Origin of the sequence: Polynucleobacter finlandensis (genome assembly GCF_018881755.1) — a bacterium.
GTDB lineage: Bacteria > Pseudomonadota > Gammaproteobacteria > Burkholderiales > Burkholderiaceae > Polynucleobacter > Polynucleobacter finlandensis.
This window is the reverse complement of the sequence record NZ_JACVPS010000015.1, coordinates 16,909-34,216: the sequence shown is the minus strand read 5'-3', so window position 1 is coordinate 34,216 and position 17,308 is coordinate 16,909. Positions and strand designations below refer to the sequence as shown.

Annotated in this window: 13 protein-coding genes; 7 read left to right on the top strand and 6 right to left on the bottom strand. The window is 48.1% G+C overall.

Annotation, left to right across the window (positions count from 1 at the left end; translation table 11 throughout):
• Nucleotides 1-3: 3 nt before the first annotated feature.
• Entirely contained in the window at nucleotides 4-2,895 is a 2,892-nt protein-coding gene (locus ICN49_RS10050; RefSeq protein WP_216167940.1) for a valine--tRNA ligase, read from the bottom strand.
• A gap of 24 nt (nucleotides 2,896-2,919) precedes the next feature.
• Between ICN49_RS10050 and ICN49_RS10045 the strand changes: the two genes are divergently transcribed.
• On the top strand, nucleotides 2,920-5,319 hold the full coding sequence (locus ICN49_RS10045) for a UvrD-helicase domain-containing protein (RefSeq protein WP_216167939.1): 2,400 nt from the start codon (nucleotides 2,920-2,922) through the stop codon (nucleotides 5,317-5,319).
• Between the two features lie 5 nt (nucleotides 5,320-5,324).
• Here ICN49_RS10045 and ICN49_RS10040 read toward each other — a convergent pair whose 3' ends face one another.
• From ICN49_RS10040 to ICN49_RS10030, 3 genes are read right to left on the bottom strand one after another with little or no spacing between them, the layout of a single operon-like run.
• Nucleotides 5,325-6,107, bottom strand: a complete 783-nt coding sequence (locus tag ICN49_RS10040; RefSeq protein WP_216167938.1) for a BPSS1780 family membrane protein — start codon at nucleotides 6,105-6,107, stop codon at nucleotides 5,325-5,327.
• Nucleotides 6,104-7,081: a homoserine kinase gene (locus tag ICN49_RS10035; protein ID WP_216167937.1), complete on the bottom strand. Its 978-nt coding sequence runs from the start codon at nucleotides 7,079-7,081 to the stop codon at nucleotides 6,104-6,106. The genes ICN49_RS10040 and ICN49_RS10035 overlap by 4 nt, the downstream gene beginning before the upstream one ends.
• A gap of 3 nt (nucleotides 7,082-7,084) precedes the next feature.
• A complete protein-coding gene (locus ICN49_RS10030; protein ID WP_255535503.1) occupies nucleotides 7,085-7,429 on the bottom strand; it encodes a hypothetical protein in 345 nt (114 codons plus the stop codon).
• 151 nt (nucleotides 7,430-7,580) lie between these two features.
• Between ICN49_RS10030 and polA the strand changes: the two genes are divergently transcribed.
• Genes polA through ICN49_RS10015 form a run of 3 tightly spaced genes read left to right on the top strand, consistent with a single transcriptional unit; the run spans nucleotide 7,581 to nucleotide 12,127 of the window.
• Nucleotides 7,581-10,412 (top strand): DNA polymerase I, encoded by a 2,832-nt coding sequence (gene polA / locus ICN49_RS10025; RefSeq protein ID WP_216167935.1) that lies wholly within the window; start codon nucleotides 7,581-7,583, stop codon nucleotides 10,410-10,412.
• Nucleotides 10,413-10,451: 39 nt separating this feature from the next.
• Complete coding sequence (locus ICN49_RS10020) at nucleotides 10,452-11,348, top strand: dienelactone hydrolase family protein (protein ID WP_216167934.1); 897 nt, start codon at nucleotides 10,452-10,454, stop codon at nucleotides 11,346-11,348.
• A gap of 5 nt (nucleotides 11,349-11,353) precedes the next feature.
• Nucleotides 11,354-12,127 carry a ZIP family metal transporter gene (locus tag ICN49_RS10015; RefSeq protein WP_216167933.1) on the top strand — a complete coding sequence of 258 codons (774 nt, stop codon included), beginning with the start codon at nucleotides 11,354-11,356 and terminating at the stop codon, nucleotides 12,125-12,127.
• On the opposite strand, the gene ICN49_RS10010 is transcribed toward ICN49_RS10015, so the two are convergent.
• Nucleotides 12,124-12,954 carry a sulfurtransferase gene (locus tag ICN49_RS10010; protein WP_216167932.1) on the bottom strand — a complete coding sequence of 277 codons (831 nt, stop codon included), beginning with the start codon at nucleotides 12,952-12,954 and terminating at the stop codon, nucleotides 12,124-12,126. The two genes, ICN49_RS10015 and ICN49_RS10010, sit on opposite strands and share 4 nt — an antisense overlap.
• Before the next feature lie 23 nt (nucleotides 12,955-12,977).
• Entirely contained in the window at nucleotides 12,978-14,084 is a 1,107-nt protein-coding gene (locus tag ICN49_RS10005) for an aromatic ring-hydroxylating oxygenase subunit alpha (RefSeq protein ID WP_216167931.1), read from the bottom strand.
• Between the two features lie 162 nt (nucleotides 14,085-14,246).
• Here ICN49_RS10005 and xseB point away from each other — a divergent pair, with 162 nt between their 5' ends.
• The 3 genes from xseB to dxs are packed head-to-tail and all read left to right on the top strand — an operon-like array spanning nucleotide 14,247 to nucleotide 17,292.
• On the top strand, nucleotides 14,247-14,480 hold the full coding sequence (gene xseB, locus ICN49_RS10000; RefSeq protein WP_216167930.1) for an exodeoxyribonuclease VII small subunit: 234 nt from the start codon (nucleotides 14,247-14,249) through the stop codon (nucleotides 14,478-14,480).
• Entirely contained in the window at nucleotides 14,480-15,370 is an 891-nt protein-coding gene (locus ICN49_RS09995) for a polyprenyl synthetase family protein (RefSeq protein WP_216167929.1), read from the top strand. The genes xseB and ICN49_RS09995 overlap by 1 nt, the downstream gene beginning before the upstream one ends.
• A 17-nt stretch (nucleotides 15,371-15,387) precedes the next feature.
• Nucleotides 15,388-17,292: a 1-deoxy-D-xylulose-5-phosphate synthase gene (gene dxs / locus ICN49_RS09990; RefSeq protein WP_216167928.1), complete on the top strand. Its 1,905-nt coding sequence runs from the start codon at nucleotides 15,388-15,390 to the stop codon at nucleotides 17,290-17,292.
• Nucleotides 17,293-17,308: the final 16 nt, after the last annotated feature.

Below are 17,308 nucleotides of genomic sequence, written 5' to 3'. Positions count from 1 at the left end.
TTATTATTTCAATCGATCTAGTTGTGTAACAAGCTTCTCATGGTTTTGTTCAAATACTACAAGCCGTTGTTTTTCTTGGGCTACGACCTCAGTCGGGGCGCGAGCTACAAAGCTTTCATTATCAAGTTTAATGCGTGCTTTGATAATTTCATTTGCAATGCGCTCAATTTCTTTACTTAGGCGCACCCTCTCTGCAGCTACATCAACCTCAATTTTTAATAGTAGTTTCATACTGCCCACTAGAGCCATTGGTGCTCCAGGGGCATCTTTCTCTAGGGCGGACTCATCGGTGTAGATTTTGACTTCAGATAATTTAGCTAAAGCAGTGAGGTAAGGGGTGGCTTGCTTCAATAGTGCCTCGGGACCGCTAATCCAGAGCGGTACTTTTTGTCCGGGGGGGACTTGCATTTCGCCCCGCAGGTTTCTGCAGGCATCCACAATAGCTTTAATTTGAGCAACCCATACCTCACTCTGCTCATCCATTTTCTCGGGCTGAGAAACTGGATAAGGCTGTAATGCAATGGTTTGCTTTTCTTGCTTGACAAGTTCTTTGCCAGATATTGGGGCAACGGTTTGCCAGAGTGTTTCCGTGATAAATGGAATTAATGGATGTGCCATACGCAAGATGGTTTCCAGAACACGGAGTAAGGTGCGACGCGTTGCGCGTTGCTGTGCTGGCGTACCAGTTTGCAGTTGCACCTTGGCCAGTTCAAGGTACCAGTCACAGTACTCATCCCAAACAAATTGGTAGATGCTTGAGGCAATATTGTCAAAGCGGTAGTTTTCAAAACCTTTAGCAACATCGGCTTCGGTTCTTTGTAATAAAGAAACAATCCAACGATCTGCAGGAGAGAAGTCTAAGTAGCCTTCTGGACCACATTGATTATCACAAGGTGCAAGACCATTTTCTTCATCGCCACCTGGGCAGTTCATGAGAACGAAGCGGGTGGCATTCCAGAGTTTGTTGCAGAAGTTGCGATAACCTTCGCAGCGTTTCTGATCAAAGTTGATATTGCGACCTAGTGAAGCAAGAGATGCAAAAGTAAAACGTAGGGCATCAGTACCAAATGCAGGAATGCCTTCCGGAAATTCTTTCTTGGTTTTCTTGCCAATACTTTCAGCTTGTTTTGGATTCATCAAGCCAGAGGTTCTTTTACCAACTAACTCTTCAATTTTGATACCGTCAATTAGATCAATTGGGTCCAAAGTGTTGCCCTTGGACTTACTCATCTTCTGGCCTTCGGAGTCTCGCACCAAGCCGTGAACATAAACAGTATGGAATGGCACCTTACCAGTGAAGTGGCAGGTCATCATGACCATGCGCGCTACCCAGAAAAAGATGATGTCAAAGCCAGTAACCAATACAGATGAGGGCAAGAAGTGCTTGAGTTCAGGAGTGTGTTCTGGCCAGCCCAATGAGCTGAAGGGGACAAGCGCTGAGCTAAACCAGGTATCAAGTACATCAGGATCGCGATTTAGAGCGCCGCTATAGCCTGCAGCTACAGCTTTGGTTTTGGCTTCTTCTGCAGAGCGTGCCACAAAGATTTGGCCATCTTCACCATACCAGGCTGGGATTTGATGGCCCCACCACAGTTGACGCGAGATACACCAGTCTTGAATATTTTCGAGCCATTGGGTGTAAGTGTTGATCCAGTTTTCTGGGACAAGTTTGATGTCACCTTTGGTAACCGCATCTAATGCAGCGCCGGCAATCGATGAACCTGGCTGATATTGATTATCAGGACTTGGTTTGGACATTGCCACAAACCATTGATCTGTGAGCATCGGCTCAATGATCGTTTGAGTGCGGTCGCCGCGAGGCACCATTAATTTATGGGGCTGTACTTTTTCTAAGAGGCCTGCAGCATCTAAATCAGTAACGATTTGTTTGCGAGCGGCAAAACGCTCCATACCTTGATACACGGTAGGTGCATTCTCATTAATCTTGGCATCCAAGGTCAGGATATTGATGAGTGGCAATTGATGGCGTTGACCGACTGCATAGTCATTAAAGTCATGAGCAGGGGTTACCTTCACCACGCCGGTACCAAAGTTCAAATCAACATAGTCATCGGCAATGATGGGAATCTCGCGATTGCACAGCGGTAGATTGACTGATTTACCAATAAGATGCTTATAGCGTTCGTCTTCAGGGTTGATCATCACTGCGACGTCACCCAATAAGGTTTCTGGGCGAGTAGTAGCAACCGTTAGATGGCCAGAGCCATCAGTGAGTGGATAGTGGATGTGCCACATCGAGCCATCTTCTTCTTCGCTTACTACTTCCAGATCTGAAACGGCAGTTCCTAAAACGGGATCCCAGTTGACCAAACGTTTGCCACGGTAAATGAGCCCTTGCTCATGCAGACGGACAAATACTTCAACCACTGCTTTGGACATCTTGCTGTCCATTGTGAAATATTCACGGCTCCAATCAATCGAGGCGCCGAGACGACGAATCTGGTTGGTAATCGTGTTGCCGGAAGTTTCCTTCCATTCCCATACTTTTTCTAGAAACTTCTCACGACCTAAATCGTGGCGAGAAACTTTTTGCGCATCAAGCTGACGTTCAACCACAATTTGTGTGGCGATACCAGCATGGTCTGTGCCGGGTACCCATAAGGTATTTTTACCGGACATACGAGCATGTCGTACCAAGCCATCCATGATGGTTTGGTTAAAGGCGTGACCCATATGGAGCGTACCGGTGACATTCGGGGGTGGTAGTTGAACGCTAAAGTCTTCCTTGCCTTCTTCGAGTGAGGCTGTGGCAATGCCTCTGCTTTCCCACTCTGGCCCCCAATGCGCTTCTATGGGTGCGGGTTCGTAGGATTTAGCAAGCTGGTCCGCTGGACTGCTCGCTGGTGAATTAGGGGTATTCGAAGCATTTGGCATAAGAGGCAAATTATAATTGGGACGATGTACTCAGACTTGCTCGCGAACCTCAACCCAGAACAGCGCGAGGCAGTGACCCTCCCGCCCGTAAATGAAAATGGCCAGGCCCAATCAGCCTTAATTTTGGCTGGGGCGGGTAGCGGTAAAACCCGCGTCCTCACCACCCGTATAGCCTGGTTGATCCAAACGGGTCAGGTTTCGCCTATTGGCGTCTTGGCGGTGACCTTCACCAATAAGGCTGCCAAAGAGATGATGTTGCGCCTGAGTGCCATGTTGCCCATTAATACTCGGGGCATGTGGATTGGCACCTTTCATGGTCTTTGCAACCGTTTATTGCGGGCGCATCACAAGGATGCGGGTTTACCGTCCACTTTCCAGATTCTGGATACCCAGGACCAGTTATCTGCTATCAAACGCCTTTTGAAGGGTTTGAAAGTGGATGATGAGAAATATCCACCCAAGCAATTGCAGTATTTCATTGCCCATGCCAAAGAGCGTGGAATGCGGGCGCGTGACTTAGATTCAGGTGATGACTTCCAAGCCAAAATGGCGCAGCTCTATGAAGCCTACGATGCACAGTGTCAACGTGAGGGCGTAGTCGATTTTGCAGAGCTCTTATTGCGTAGTTATGAATTGTTGAAACATAACGAAGCGATTCGGACGCATTACCAAGAACGCTTCCGTCATATTCTGATTGATGAGTTTCAAGATACCAATGCGCTCCAATACGCCTGGTTAAAACTGCTATCTGGTCATGATGCTAGTAAGGCGAATGTGAGTGGCGCTGGTACTAGCGCCGTCTTTGCTGTTGGTGATGACGATCAAAGTATTTATGCCTTCCGCGGGGCTGATGTAGAGAACATGCGTCTCTATGAAAAACAATTTCATCCGATGATGGTCAAGCTAGAGCAGAACTATCGCTCGCACGGTCATATCTTAGATACTGCCAATCATCTGATTTCTAACAATACTGAGCGTCTGGGAAAAAATCTTCGTACCGATGCGGGTCATGGCGAACCAGTCCGAATCTACGATGCGGCTAGTGATCATGCAGAAGCGGCGTGGCTGGTTGATGAAATCAAAGCCTTAGTGAGTAGCGGCATCAAGCGTACCGAGATCGCTTTGCTGTACAGAAGTAATGCGCAATCACGCATCATTGAGCACGCCTTGTTCTCCGCCGCTATTCCTTACCGTGTATATGGCGGACTACGCTTTTTTGAGCGTGCAGAAATTAAACATGCACTAGCCTACTTACGTCTTTTGGAGAATCCAAACGACGATACTTCTTTCTCGCGCGTTGTGAACTTCCCAACCCGGGGTATTGGTGCGAGATCCATTGAAGCATTGCAAGATGAGGCAAGAGCTCAGCAATGTTCCCTGTATTTAGCTGCCACCACGTTGACTGGAAAAGCGGGCACATCACTGAGCGGATTTGTGCGCTTGGTTGATCACATGCGTGAAGCAACCCGTCACAATACTTTGCCTGAGACGGTGGAGTTTGTGATTCAGAACAGTGGCTTGATTCAGCATTATTTGACTGAGCGTGAAGGCCAAGATCGCGTAGAGAACTTGCAAGAACTTGTGAATGCCGCAACTGCTTTCATTGCGGAAGAGGGCTATGGTCAAGACGCTACTGCAGCGACCTTGTCTGGTGAGGCTGAGCCAGGCATGGTTGCAGCTTCTCCGCTCGCAGCATTTTTATCGCATGCATCTCTAGAGGCGGGTGATAACCAGGCTCAAGCCGGTCAAGATGCTGTGCAGTTAATGACAGTGCATTCGGCCAAAGGTCTCGAATTCGTTGCCGTCTTCATTACCGGCCTGGAAGAGGGCTTGTTCCCACACGAAAATAGTGTGAATGAACTCAATGGCCTAGAAGAAGAGCGTCGCTTAATGTATGTGGCGATTACCCGGGCTAAAGAGCGCTTGTATCTCTCCCATACTCAGTCACGCATGTTGCATGGCCAAGTACGCTACAACATGCCATCTCGCTTCTTAGAAGAGCTGCCGGCTGATTCGCTTAAGTGGCTGACTCCTAAGGCTAAGGATTCTCGTTGGGGTGGCAGCGGTAGAAGTTCAGGATCAACTTGGCAAGATGGCTATACACGTCAACGCGAATATGAATCCAATGATTTTTTTGACTCTGGTAATGAGCGTCAGCAAGTACGACATCAAACTTATGGTCAAGCGCCTGCGCGCACAGGAAGAGTGGGTTCTGCCTCGACCACAGTTCAAAGACTTGTTTCACCGCCCCGCGGTAACTATCCATTCACGATTGGGCAAAATGTATTTCACACCAAGTTTGGTGAAGGACGTGTTACCGGCTTAGAGGGTAATGATGCGGATGCACGTGCTCAAGTGAGCTTCAAACGACATGGTGTGAAGTGGTTACAACTGAGCATTGCGAAACTGAGTGCTATTGACTAGCTACCTTACGCTAAGAGCGTAGCTTCCTCTTTGTCTGCAAAGCAGGCTTTCCATGTTGCGAAGAAAGAGCAATGCATCACAGTGAGTCCCGCCATTGAAAGCGGAGCGACGATGAATGAGGCAGCCTGCCCAAGATCCACTGCATCTAACGCAGACCCAATGATGAGTGGAATGGCAATCAGGACCACGCTCCAGATGGCAAGATACAGAAAGAACGCCCCGCGATTAGTCCAGCAAGCTAAGCAACTGGAGAAGAGTGCTTGAGGAATCGACATGTCCTCCCAGGCCACCAGGATCGGCGAGAACCACATCAGCATCGCTACCGGAATGTACAGAATGGCCCCAAAAAACAAGACCAAATAAATTTGTCGAATAGCCTCAGGAGTGACGGGCTTATCGCTTGTCATCAGGGGAAGTAGCAATTCAAAATCAACAAGCATGCTCAGGATAAAACTGAGTGCCAGAATGAGGGCTGCGTAAACAAGACCTAGTTGCAAAATTCTTTTACGAACCACCGCGGTGGATTGGAGTGCTGCCAAATACACCATGGGGCGAATACGTTCTTTTTGAATGGCCTGTCGACACGCTGTCATAAAGCCCACGGAGAGGGTCGGCGTCAGAACCAAGACTGCAAAGACGCCAATCACCGGCACGAGTACAGCAAGCTGTGCAAGAAACACATACATAAAGACCAGCATCAAAAATCCAATAGGGCTTTGCTTAAAAAGCCAAATCCCTTGGCGGATCCAGGTGTATCCCTCTTTAGGGGCGACGCAGTTTAGTTTCATATGGCTTTGCGGCTTAAAAGAATGTGTTCAAAATGGCTTGGGTCATGCGGCGTCAACATCTGCGCATCACGCGGTAAATAAAAATCCCACAAGCGAGAGATCCAGAAGCGCAAGGCAGCCGCGCGGACCATCATTGACCAGCTAGATTTTTCATCGGCAGTCAGTGGGCGCACGGATTGGTAGGCATCCATTAGCGCATTAAAGCGAGCAGGATCTAAATCTTTTTTGTTGCTAGCCAAACACCAGTCATTTACCGTCACTGCCAAATCAAATAGCCACTTATCCGTGCCGGCGAAATAAAAATCAAAGAAGCCGCCCAATTGGTCTTTTGAAGTATCGGCAGATCCTTGCGGATCAAATAAGACATTGTCCCTAAAGAGATCGCAATGACTTGCGCCTTGCGGTAATGCGGCATATTCACTTGAGGCGAAGAAGTTTTCTTGAGTGGCTAATTCGCTAGCGAGCAAATCTTGTTGATTTTGATTTAAATGTGCCAAGACTTGAGGCACTGTTTTTTGCCACCAAGTAAGGCTACGCAAGTTTATTTGTGTTTTAGGAAAATCGGCGCCTGCTAAATGCATCTTGGCAAGCATCTCGCCCACCAATACGCAGTGCTTCACTTCGGGGTCTAATCGCGATAGACCGGGTAGCTTGGTAACGATTGCCGCAGGCTTACCTTTGAGGGAAAACAAAATCGCACCATCTTGATTAGCGATTGGCTTTGGTACGGTAATGCCTTTGTCCGCCAAGTGCCGCATGAGTTCAAGATAGTAGGGAAGTTGTTCTGCAGACAATCTTTCAAAGATCGTTAAAACAAATTCTTGTTTCTTGCCATCAAGAACGGTATCTAAGAAAAAGTTGGAATTCTCGATGCCGCCATGAATACCGCGAATAGCAGTAGCCTCGCCAATATTGAAGTCCCGCGCGATCCAGTCTGAGATATCGCCAAGCTCGATCGGGGTAAATACAGCCATACGTTACCGAATTGGAATGCTGATGCTGGGCACACTCAGTAAACTGCCTTCGCCAGACTGGGCGCCAGGTTTAACAGAGTCGGGAGGTGACATTTCGTAAGTCGTTAATTTCGTTTTTACCTGAACTTGGGTTGGGCTATTTGAATCCTTGTACTCAGTCACTTCAGTCCCGTTCCCATCTTTAAATTGATAGCTAGGCTTGCGCATTTCTGGGGTGTTCATCGCGCCAGATGCACTCACTGCTGGAGCAAGTGGCTGGTTATTAATTTGTTGGAGCTCGGCAGGGCTAAGAGCTTGGCTCATATTTTGGGCAGCAGCATTACCACTTCCCAATATGCCAAAAGCCATGAAAAAGCTAGTTAAAACAAGGGCCTGGCTCCAGGAGTGGCTGAATAAGTTGGTTAGAGCATGCATCATTTTTCACCTTTTTAGTCCCACTCCAGATCGGTTCCCAAACCAGACCCGTGGGAAGTTAGCAACTAGATTGTACGATTGCGGTATGACTAAACATAGACTCTTGTTGGTAGACGGCTCTAGCTACCTCTACCGCGCCTTCCATGCCATGCCAGACCTTAGAAATGGGGCTGGTGACCCAACGGGGGCAATTTATGGGATGGTCAACATGATGCGCAGGGCCAGATCCGAGCTAAAGGCTGATCATATTGCCTGTGTATTTGATGCTAAAGGGAAGACTTTTCGGGATGAAATGTACTCCGAGTACAAGGCGCATCGGTCGCCAATGCCCGAAGATCTGGTGAAGCAAATCGAGCCTATTCATGCGATGGTAAAGGCTCTAGGTTGGCCCGTCTTGATGGTATCGGGAGTTGAGGCTGACGATGTGATTGCTACCCTATCTTGTCAGGCTACTCAAGCCGGTTGGGAAACGATTATTTCAACAGGCGATAAAGATTTAGCGCAGCTTGTGAATGCCTCAGTGACTTTGATCAACACCATGACCAATGAAAAATTGGATATCGAAGGTGTGATTGAAAAGTTTGGAGTGCCACCGGAACGAATTGTGGATTACTTATCTATTATTGGTGACGCTGTTGACAACGTTCCCGGTGTCCCAAAAGCTGGACCTAAGACAGCCAATAAGTGGTTAGCTGAGTTTGGTGATCTTGATAATTTGATGGCAAACGCTGAGCAAGTAAAAGGTGTAGTCGGTGAAAATTTACGAGCCAGCTTAGAGTGGCTTCCTAAAGCGCGTGAATTAATTACCGTCAAAAAAGACTGCGATCTAGATCCACATCTCCTGAGTTTGGATGACTTGCATGCAAAGCCTGAAGATGCGCCACTCTTGCGTGAGCTGTTTGAGCGCTATGCATTTAAGACTTGGTTGCGAGATGTAGAAAAGCAACTGAACAACCCTAGCCCTCAGTCAAATCAAGGGGAGGCGGTCTTTGACTTGGCTGGCAGTCCTTTACCCGGCATCTCCCCGAATGAATTAGCCGCAAAAAAATCGAGAGAGATTGCGTCTACTCCAACAACCGTGTTATCTCAAGCCACAACAGATTTACATGATGGGATTACACGACATTACGAGTGCGTAGTAGATGAGCTTGCTTTAGATCGATGGCTCAAGAAAATTGAATCTGCACAGTTAACCGCAGTCGATACCGAGACCACTGGTTTAGATGCCTTAGCAGCAGAGTTGGTTGGCATTTCTTTATCGGTAACACCAGGTGAGGCTTGTTACATTCCGGTAGCCCATCGCAATGGCGAAACTCAACTAGACCGCAACTTAGTGCTGTTGCGAATGAGATCATGGTTAGAGAGTTCTTCTCATGCCAAGGTCGGTCAAAACTTAAAGTACGACAGTCACATCTTTGCCAATTACGGAATTACTTTAGGCGGCATTCAGTTCGATACTTTGCTTGAATCTTATGTTCTGGAATCTCACTTACCGCACAATATGGATAGCCTGGCAGAACGGCATCTTGGCGTGAAGACCATTCGCTACGAAGAAGTTTGCGGCAAAGGCGTGCATCAAATTGGCTTTGATCAAGTGGATCTCAAGATCGCCACTGATTACGCAGCTGAAGATGCGGACATCACCTTACGACTCCACTTAGAGCTGTGGCCCCAGATACAGGCTAGCCCAGGCTTGCTCTACGTATACCAGCAGATTGAGATGCCTGCTATGCGAGTACTGGGCATCATGGAGCGCAATGGCATTCGGATCGACTCCGCGTTACTGGCCAAGCAGGGCCAACAGGTCGGAAAACGCCTGCTGGAACTGGAAGGTGAGATACATAAACTAGCGGGACAGCCTTTTAATATTCAGTCACCCAAGCAGATTGCCGAAATTTTATTTGGGCAATTGGAGTTACCGGTGATTAAGAAGACGCCCTCAGGCGCACCTTCAACCGATGAAGAAGTGTTGCAAAAGCTAGCTGAAGACTACCCATTACCAGCTCGTATTTTGGATTACCGCAGCTTGGCTAAATTGATGTCAACCTATATCGAGAAGTTACCGCGCATGGCTGATCCAAAGACGGGTCGGGTACATACGAACTTCTCTCAAGCGACTGCAGTAACCGGGCGCCTTGCATCTAGCGATCCCAATTTGCAAAATATTCCCGTGCGTACTGAAGAGGGGCGAAGAATTCGGGAGGCTTTTATTCCGGCGGATGGTTGTAAGTTACTTTCAGCAGACTATTCGCAAATTGAATTGCGCATTATGGCGCATATTGCCGAAGATGAAAACCTTCTAGAGGCATTCAATACTGGTAAGGACGTACACCAAGCAACTGCAGCTGAAATTTTTGGTGTGCCTTTGGATGATGTGAGCTCCGAGCAGCGTCGCTACGCCAAGGTCATTAACTTCGGCTTGATTTATGGCATGAGTGCGTTTGGTCTGGCAGGTAATTTAGGAATTGAACGTTCTGCAGCACAAAACTATATTGCCAAGTATTTTGATCGCTATCCTGGTGTAGCCCAATATATGGAGCGCACCCGTGTCGAGGCGCGCGAAAATGGTTATGTAGAGACGGTTTTTGGTAGAAGGTTGTGGTTACCAGAGATCAAGGGATCTAATGGACCTCGTCGTCAAGGCGCTGAGCGTGCTGCGATTAATGCGCCGATGCAAGGCACTGCCGCAGACTTAATTAAGTTAGCCATGATTGCTGTCGAGAATTGGTTAGAAAAAGAGCAACTCAAAACCCGCATGCTCTTGCAGGTGCATGATGAATTAGTATTTGATGTGCCTTTGGATGAGATTGATCTGCTAAAGGAAAAATTACCAGGTTTGATGTGTACAGTAGCCGATCTGAAAGTGCCATTGCTAGTGAGTATTGGTATTGGCGATAATTGGGAAGAAGCCCACTGAGTTTGATAAAAATGCTTGGGTGAAATGGGGATAAATGCAATGAACAAAAAAAATCATCAAGCTTCACAAGGTATTCAGGGTGATAGAAGAAGTTTTATCAAGACCTCTGCGATTGCTGCAACAGGCATTGGGATTGGCTTGGCGCCAGCATCACAGCCTGTCATGGCCGCTGCTATTGAAACGAGCTTTACAGGTTTGACTGCTGGCGAGCAATCTATCCCAGTGGGCAGCTCTCAAATTCCGGCCTATGTCTCACGTCCAGAAAAGGCCAAAGGCCCACTGCCAATCGTGATCGTCGTGAGTGAGATCTTTGGCGTGCATGAGTACATTGCTGATGTCACCCGTCGTTTTGCAAAGTTAGGCTATCTCGCCATTGCCCCAGAATTTTTTGTACGGGCTGGTGATCCCAGTCAATACGGCACGATTGCTGAAATCTTTACTAATATTATTTCTAAGACGCCTGACTCCCAGGTGTTGGGTGATTTGCAGGCTGCATTGGTCTGGGCTGGAAAAAATGGGGGCGACTTAAAACGGGTTGGCGTGACTGGTTTTTGTTGGGGCGGGCGCATTACTTGGCTATCCGCCACATTGCCACAGGTACGTGCCGGCGTAGCTTGGTATGGCCGCTTGATTGGTGACAAAACCGAAGGCAATCCACGTCATCCAGTTGACATTGCTACAGACTTAAAAGCCCCCGTCTTAGGACTTTATGGCGCTGCTGATGCTGGAATCTCTTTGGTGAGCATTGATCAAATGCGTGAGGCTTTAGCAAAAGCCGCGCCTACTAATGCTGCAGCCAAGGCATCCCAGTTTGAGGTGTATCCAGATACCCCCCATGCGTTTCATGCGGACTACCGCGAGTCTTATCGCGAAGGCCCCGCAAAAGATGGTTGGGCAAAATGCTTGGCTTGGTTTAAGAAAAACGGAGTAGTGTGATTGCTATGACAGTTTTACAAAGCATTCTCTTGGTAACTGCGCTTGCAGGAACGGCTAGCGTTCTTGTAGCCGCCACCTTCTCCTTGGCATTGCTTTCCAAGATGGTTCACAACATGGTGAGCGTTTCGGTCGGAATTTTGCTAGCTACTGCTTTTTTGCATTCTTTACCCGAAGCCTTCAGCATGGAGGGTACAAGCCCGCAACTCTTATTTGCCACTTTGCTTGCTGGCTTGCTGGGATTTTTCTTGTTAGAGAAAATTTCTTTATTGCGTCATAGTCATCATCACGAAGGCGATGGTCATAATCATCACCATGGTCATGACGCAGAGGCTGCTGGACGAAGCGGTAGCATGATCTTGATTGGCGATGGACTGCATAACTTTGTAGATGGGGTATTGATCGCTGCTGCTTTTATGGCGGATTATCAAGTGGGCATCTTTACAGCGCTTGCCATCATTGCTCATGAGATTCCGCAAGAGATTGGCGATTTTATTGTTTTGCTCAATGCTGGCTTTTCGCGTACACGGGCTTTGCTGTACAACTTGATTTGCGGTTTATCTGCTGTGGTCGGTGGCGTGCTAGCTTATTTTTTCTTAGAAAAAGCACATGCTGCCATGCCCTATCTTCTAGTCATTGCCTCTAGCAGTTTTATTTACATTGCAGTGAGTGATTTGATTCCGCAAATGCATCGTCGCCCGCATTGGGCAGAGTCTTTACGTCAAACAGTGTTGATTGCTTGTGGCGTAGGTTTCGTGATCCTACTATCTAACTTGCGTTAAGTTTCAACAGGCCTCTGGGGGTCTGCGCACCATTCACTCCAACTGCCAGCATAGAGGCGCGACCCCTTCAACCCAGCAATTTCCATCGCCAGTAAGTTATGGCACGCAGTAACTCCCGAGCCGCATTGGTGAATGACATCGGATGCTTTGAGGGGGCCTAGAAAATCCACAAAGTCTTTATAGAGTTGTTCTGGTGCTTTAAATGCGGTGGCAGATAGATTGTCTTTAAAGAAGCGGTTGATTGCGCCGGGGATATGGCCTGCGACTGGATCTAAAGTTTCATTTTGACCATGAAAGCGATCGTTAGCGCGTGCATCCATCACAACACTTTTCTGGGTTTGCAAGTTCTCAGACACTGCATCAGCTAATACGAGACCGACATACGGCATGGCCTCAATCGCTTGACTTGCAGGACTTGGTTGACGGGGAATCGTTCCGATAGGGCCATTCCAGGCATCTAGCCCGCCATCCAGTACTCGCACATTGGCATGACCGGTCGCTTTGAGCATCCACCACAAACGGCTGGCATATACAGAGCCCTGTTTGTCATAAGCAACTACCAGGGTGTTGTTATCCATGCCGAGGCGTGTTTTTGTTTTGGCCCAAGCATCTGGAGTCGGTAATGGGTGTCGCCCATTCTTGCCGGTTTTTTCACCAGACAGATCTTGATCGAGGTCGACATAGATGGCGCCTGGAATGTGACTTTCTTCGTAGGCTTTTCTACCGGCAGATGTATCAGCCAAATCAAAGCGGCAGTCACACAGCAACACATTTTCACCACTGTTAATGATTTCTTCTAACTGGTTAGCAGTAATAAGAGGAGTCATGAAGTGACCTTTTGTGAATTAAATTAAACGCCTTGATAGTTCATGACACGACGATACCACTCGTGGAAATGCTGCATGCCGTCTTCCATTGGGCTTTGGTATGGACCAACTTCGTTGATGCCGCGAGCAAAGAGGGCAGCACGACCTGCATCCATGCGTTCGCCGATTTCATCATCCTCGATGCAGGTTTCCATGTAGGCGGCACGTTCAGCCTCAACAAACTCACGCTCGAATAGAGCAATCTCTTCTGGGTAATAAAACTCAACAATGTTGCGTGTTTTATTCGGACCAAGTGGATGTAGGGTAGAAACACAGAGCACGCCTGGGTACCACTCGACCATGACATTAGGGTAATAGGTCAGCCAGATTGCCCCATGGCGTGGTGATTTTCCGCCAAATTGGCGCAACACTGCTTCATGCCAATTGCGATACACGGGTGATCCGGGCGTTGCTAAATCTTTATGAATGCCAACCGTTTGCACGCTATGCCAGTCGCCAAATTCCCAACGGAGGTCTTCGCAAGAAACAAACTTTCCTAAGCCAGGGTGAAATGGAACGACATGGTAGTCCTCGAGATAAACCTCGATAAATGTTTTCCAGTTGTAGTTGCAGTCGTGCACCTCAACGTGATCGAGCATATAGCCATCAAACTTGAGATCATCTGCAACACCCAGCTTGGCAAGATCAGATCTCACATCACGCGGACCTTCAAATAACAGTCCTTGCCAGTTTTGCAATGGGGACTTGCCAAGATTGAGGCAGGGCTTGTCTTCAAAATGAGGGGCGCCTAAAAGATCGCCATTCAGATCGTAGGTCCAGCGATGCAGTGGACAAACAATATTTTCTGTTTTGCCGGAGCCATTGAGCATGAGTGCTTGGCGATGACGGCAAACATTTGATAAGAGTTCTACACCGGCCTCATTGCGAACCAGAATGCGACCTTCATTTTCTGCGGCCAATGTGCGATAGGAGCCAATTTCGGGCACCATGAGATCGTGGCCGACATAGCCAGGCCCTTGCTTGAAAAGCAGTTCAATTTCGCGCTGATACAAATCAACGTCAAAATATGCCGAAACCGGCAGTTGTAGATTGGACGGCGCAAGCTTCTGCGCGGTAGCCAGATTAGTCATTCTCCCCACCCCCGAAAACGTCAGCCGAAGCTAAGCGGAATAACCAATCCAACCATCGACGAGTCGATATTGGAAAGGAAGGGATGAATTATACCCATCGAAAGGGCTTCTCGCTTTAATATATAGGGCTGTTTGTGCAAGAAATACAAAGGAAACGGGTCTATGCCAGCTAAAAAATCAGAGAGTCAAAAGCCTGCTCTTGAGGCCCAAATTGATCCCAAATTGCGCTATGAAGAGGCAGTTAAAGAGCTTGAGAAGTTAATTTCTGACATGGAGTCTGGAAAGTTCTCTCTAGAAGAAACCCTTTTGGCCTACCAACGTGGCGCGGCACTACTCAAACATTGTCAGGGCGTGCTTGCTCAGGTTGAGCAACAAGTGCGTGTATTTGAGGCCTAATGACTTCAGCTTTTCAATTTCAGGAGTGGCTTAGTGCGCACTCCACGCGTACCGAGTCTGCATTAGAGTCTCTGCTTGATTCAGATCAAACGACGCCTAAGCGATTGCATGAGGCAATGCGTTATGCGGCTCAAGGTGGCGGTAAACGTATTCGTCCTTTATTGGTTTATGCAGCGGGCTCACTAGGTGATGCCAAAGTCGAGGCATTAGACGCAGCCGCAGTTGCGATTGAATGTATCCATGCTTACTCATTGGTGCATGACGACTTGCCTTGCATGGATGACGATGATTTGCGCCGAGGACGGCCTACCGTTCATAAGGCCTACGACGAAGCCACTGCTTTGTTGGTCGGCGATGCCTTGCAAACGCGCGCCTTTGAAATTTTGGCAAACGCACAGTGCGAGGTTGACGTGCGTTTGTTCATGATGAGTAGCTTGGCTGCGGCATCCGGTTCGCGCGGTATGGCCGGTGGTCAAGCAATTGATTTAGATAGCGTTGGCAAGAAATTAGATCTTGCTGGTTTGAAGCAAATGCATGCCATGAAAACAGGTGCGCTGTTATCTTGCGCTGTGCAATTGGGCGGTATTGCCGCTCACTTGAACCCTACCCAAATGACTTGCCTGAAAAATTATTCTCAGGCCCTTGGCCTGGCCTTTCAGATTGTTGATGACGTTCTAGACGCTACGGCAGATAGTCAAACCCTCGGAAAGACGGCTGGTAAGGATGCCGCCAACGATAAGCCTACCTACGTAACCTTGATGGGTTTAGACTATGCACAGAAGCAGGCAAAGCAATTGCAAGCAGAGGCGATTGCCAGTCTGGAGATTTTTGGCAGCAAAGCGCAAGCCCTACAAGATTTAGCTCTGTTAGTAGTCAGTAGAGGCAAATAGGTTTGACCTTAGATTCGATGACTTTAGATTCCATACAATCCCCCGCCGATTTAAAAAAGCTTTCCCGTGAAGAGTTGCCAGCATTGGCCGCTGAATTACGCCAGTTTGTTTTAGATTCTGTTTCTAAAACAGGTGGGCACCTTTCCTCTAATTTGGGCACGGTGGAATTATCAATTGCTTTGCATTACGTTTTTGATACGCCAAACGATCGGATCGTTTGGGATGTGGGTCATCAGAGTTACCCCCATAAGATTTTGACTGGCCGCCGTGAGCGCATGAGCACTCTGCGCCAGCTCAACGGTTTATCGGGTTTCCCGCGTCGTACTGAAAGTGAATACGATGCTTTCGGGACGGGCCATTCATCTACCAGCATTTCTGCGGCGATGGGGATGGCAAGAGCATTCCAGACTAAAGGCGAAAAACAAGTAGCTGTTGCTGTGATTGGTGATAGCGCCATGACCGGCGGCATGGCTTTTGAGGCGATGAATAACGCAGGCGTGTATGACGACTTGCCGCTCGTGGTGATATTGAACGATAACGATATGTCCATCTCGCCAGCGGTAGGTGCATTGAATCGACACCTCGCGCGCTTGCTCAGTGGCAATATTTATTCGGCAACCAAAAAAGGTATTGATAGCGTTTTATCTATTGCGCCCCCTTTACGAGAGTTTGCTAAACGCTTAGAGGATCACGCTAAAGGCATGGTTTCGCCATCGACCATTTTTCAAGAGTTTGGTTTTAATTACTTCGGTCCTATTGATGGCCATGATCTTGCGGCTTTGATTCCGATGTTGCAAAACGTCCGTCGCCTTGCGCTTGAAGGGCGTGGTCCGCAGTTTCTACATGTGGTGACCCGTAAAGGCCAGGGCTATGAATTAGCCGAAGCCAATCCTGTGCTCTATCACGGTCCCAGTAAGTTCAACCCAGAAGAGGGTGTGAAGAAGCCTGACATTCCTCCCAAGAAAACCTTCACGCAAGTATTTGGCGAATGGTTGTGCGATATGGCGCATGCTGATCCACTATTGGTAGGCATTACGCCAGCAATGAGTGAAGGCTCTGGCTTAGTCGAGTTTGAAAAGAATTTTCCGAAGCGGTATTACGACGTGGGCATTGCTGAGCAACATGCGGTGACCTTTGCTGCTGGTATGGCATGTGAGGGTATGAAACCAGTGGTGGCAATCTATTCCACTTTTTTACAGCGTGCATACGATCAATTGATTCATGATGTAGCGATTCAGGATTTGCCGGTGTTATTTGCATTAGATCGCGCCGGCTTAGTCGGTGCAGATGGTGCGACTCATGCTGGCGTGTATGACATCCCATTTTTACGCTGCATTCCCAATATGTTGGTGATGACCCCTGCTGATGAAGCAGAGTGTCGAGATTTGTTAACGACTGCCTTCCATCAATCCCATCCGAGTGCAGTACGTTACCCACGTGGTGCGGGTGTTGGCACAATCCCTTCTAAAGAGCTGCGCACACTTCCTTTTGGTAAAGGTGAGTTGCGTCGCAAATCAACGGCAGCTATTGGTAGTCGCGTAGCCATATTGGCATTTGGTACTTTGCTGTACCCAGCACTAGACGTTGCTGAGCGCTTAGACGCAACGGTTGCCAATATGCGTTTTGTAAAACCATTGGATGTGGATCTCATTAAATCCTTAGCGAGTGACCATGATTATTTCGTCACGGTTGAAGATGGCGCGATTCAAGGTGGGGCGGGTAGTGCTTGCCTAGAAGCACTCTCAGCAATGGGGATTAATAAGCCTTTATTGCAACTGGGTATTCCCGATGAATTTATCGAGCATGGTGACTACAAATTGCTTATGGCCAAGTGTGGCCTGGATGTAGAAGGTATTCACCAGTCCATTACACGGCGTTTTCCAGCAATCTTGAACATTAATTCAGCATTCGTAGGCAAATAAGCTGGTTTTGCCGGAA

What these genes read in the sequence shown, in the direction of transcription:
- ICN49_RS10040 (WP_216167938.1), bottom strand. Translation starts at nt 6,107, where the DNA reads ATGAAACTAAACTGCGTCGCCCCTAAAGAGGGATACACCTGGATCCGC.
- ICN49_RS10035 (WP_216167937.1), bottom strand. Translation starts at nt 7,081, where the DNA reads ATGGCTGTATTTACCCCGATCGAGCTTGGCGATATCTCAGACTGGATC.
- ICN49_RS10010 (WP_216167932.1), bottom strand. Translation starts at nt 12,954, where the DNA reads ATGACTCCTCTTATTACTGCTAACCAGTTAGAAGAAATCATTAACAGT.
- polA (WP_216167935.1), top strand. Translation starts at nt 7,581, where the DNA reads ATGACTAAACATAGACTCTTGTTGGTAGACGGCTCTAGCTACCTCTAC.
- ICN49_RS10045 (WP_216167939.1), top strand. Translation starts at nt 2,920, where the DNA reads ATGTACTCAGACTTGCTCGCGAACCTCAACCCAGAACAGCGCGAGGCA.
- xseB (WP_216167930.1), top strand. Translation starts at nt 14,247, where the DNA reads ATGCCAGCTAAAAAATCAGAGAGTCAAAAGCCTGCTCTTGAGGCCCAA.
- ICN49_RS10015 (WP_216167933.1), top strand. Translation starts at nt 11,354, where the DNA reads ATGACAGTTTTACAAAGCATTCTCTTGGTAACTGCGCTTGCAGGAACG.
- ICN49_RS09995 (WP_216167929.1), top strand. Translation starts at nt 14,480, where the DNA reads ATGACTTCAGCTTTTCAATTTCAGGAGTGGCTTAGTGCGCACTCCACG.
- ICN49_RS10050 (WP_216167940.1), bottom strand. Translation starts at nt 2,895, where the DNA reads ATGCCAAATGCTTCGAATACCCCTAATTCACCAGCGAGCAGTCCAGCG.
- dxs (WP_216167928.1), top strand. Translation starts at nt 15,388, where the DNA reads ATGACTTTAGATTCCATACAATCCCCCGCCGATTTAAAAAAGCTTTCC.
- ICN49_RS10020 (WP_216167934.1), top strand. Translation starts at nt 10,452, where the DNA reads ATGAACAAAAAAAATCATCAAGCTTCACAAGGTATTCAGGGTGATAGA.
- ICN49_RS10005 (WP_216167931.1), bottom strand. Translation starts at nt 14,084, where the DNA reads ATGACTAATCTGGCTACCGCGCAGAAGCTTGCGCCGTCCAATCTACAA.
- ICN49_RS10030 (WP_255535503.1), bottom strand. Translation starts at nt 7,429, where the DNA reads ATGGCTTTTGGCATATTGGGAAGTGGTAATGCTGCTGCCCAAAATATG.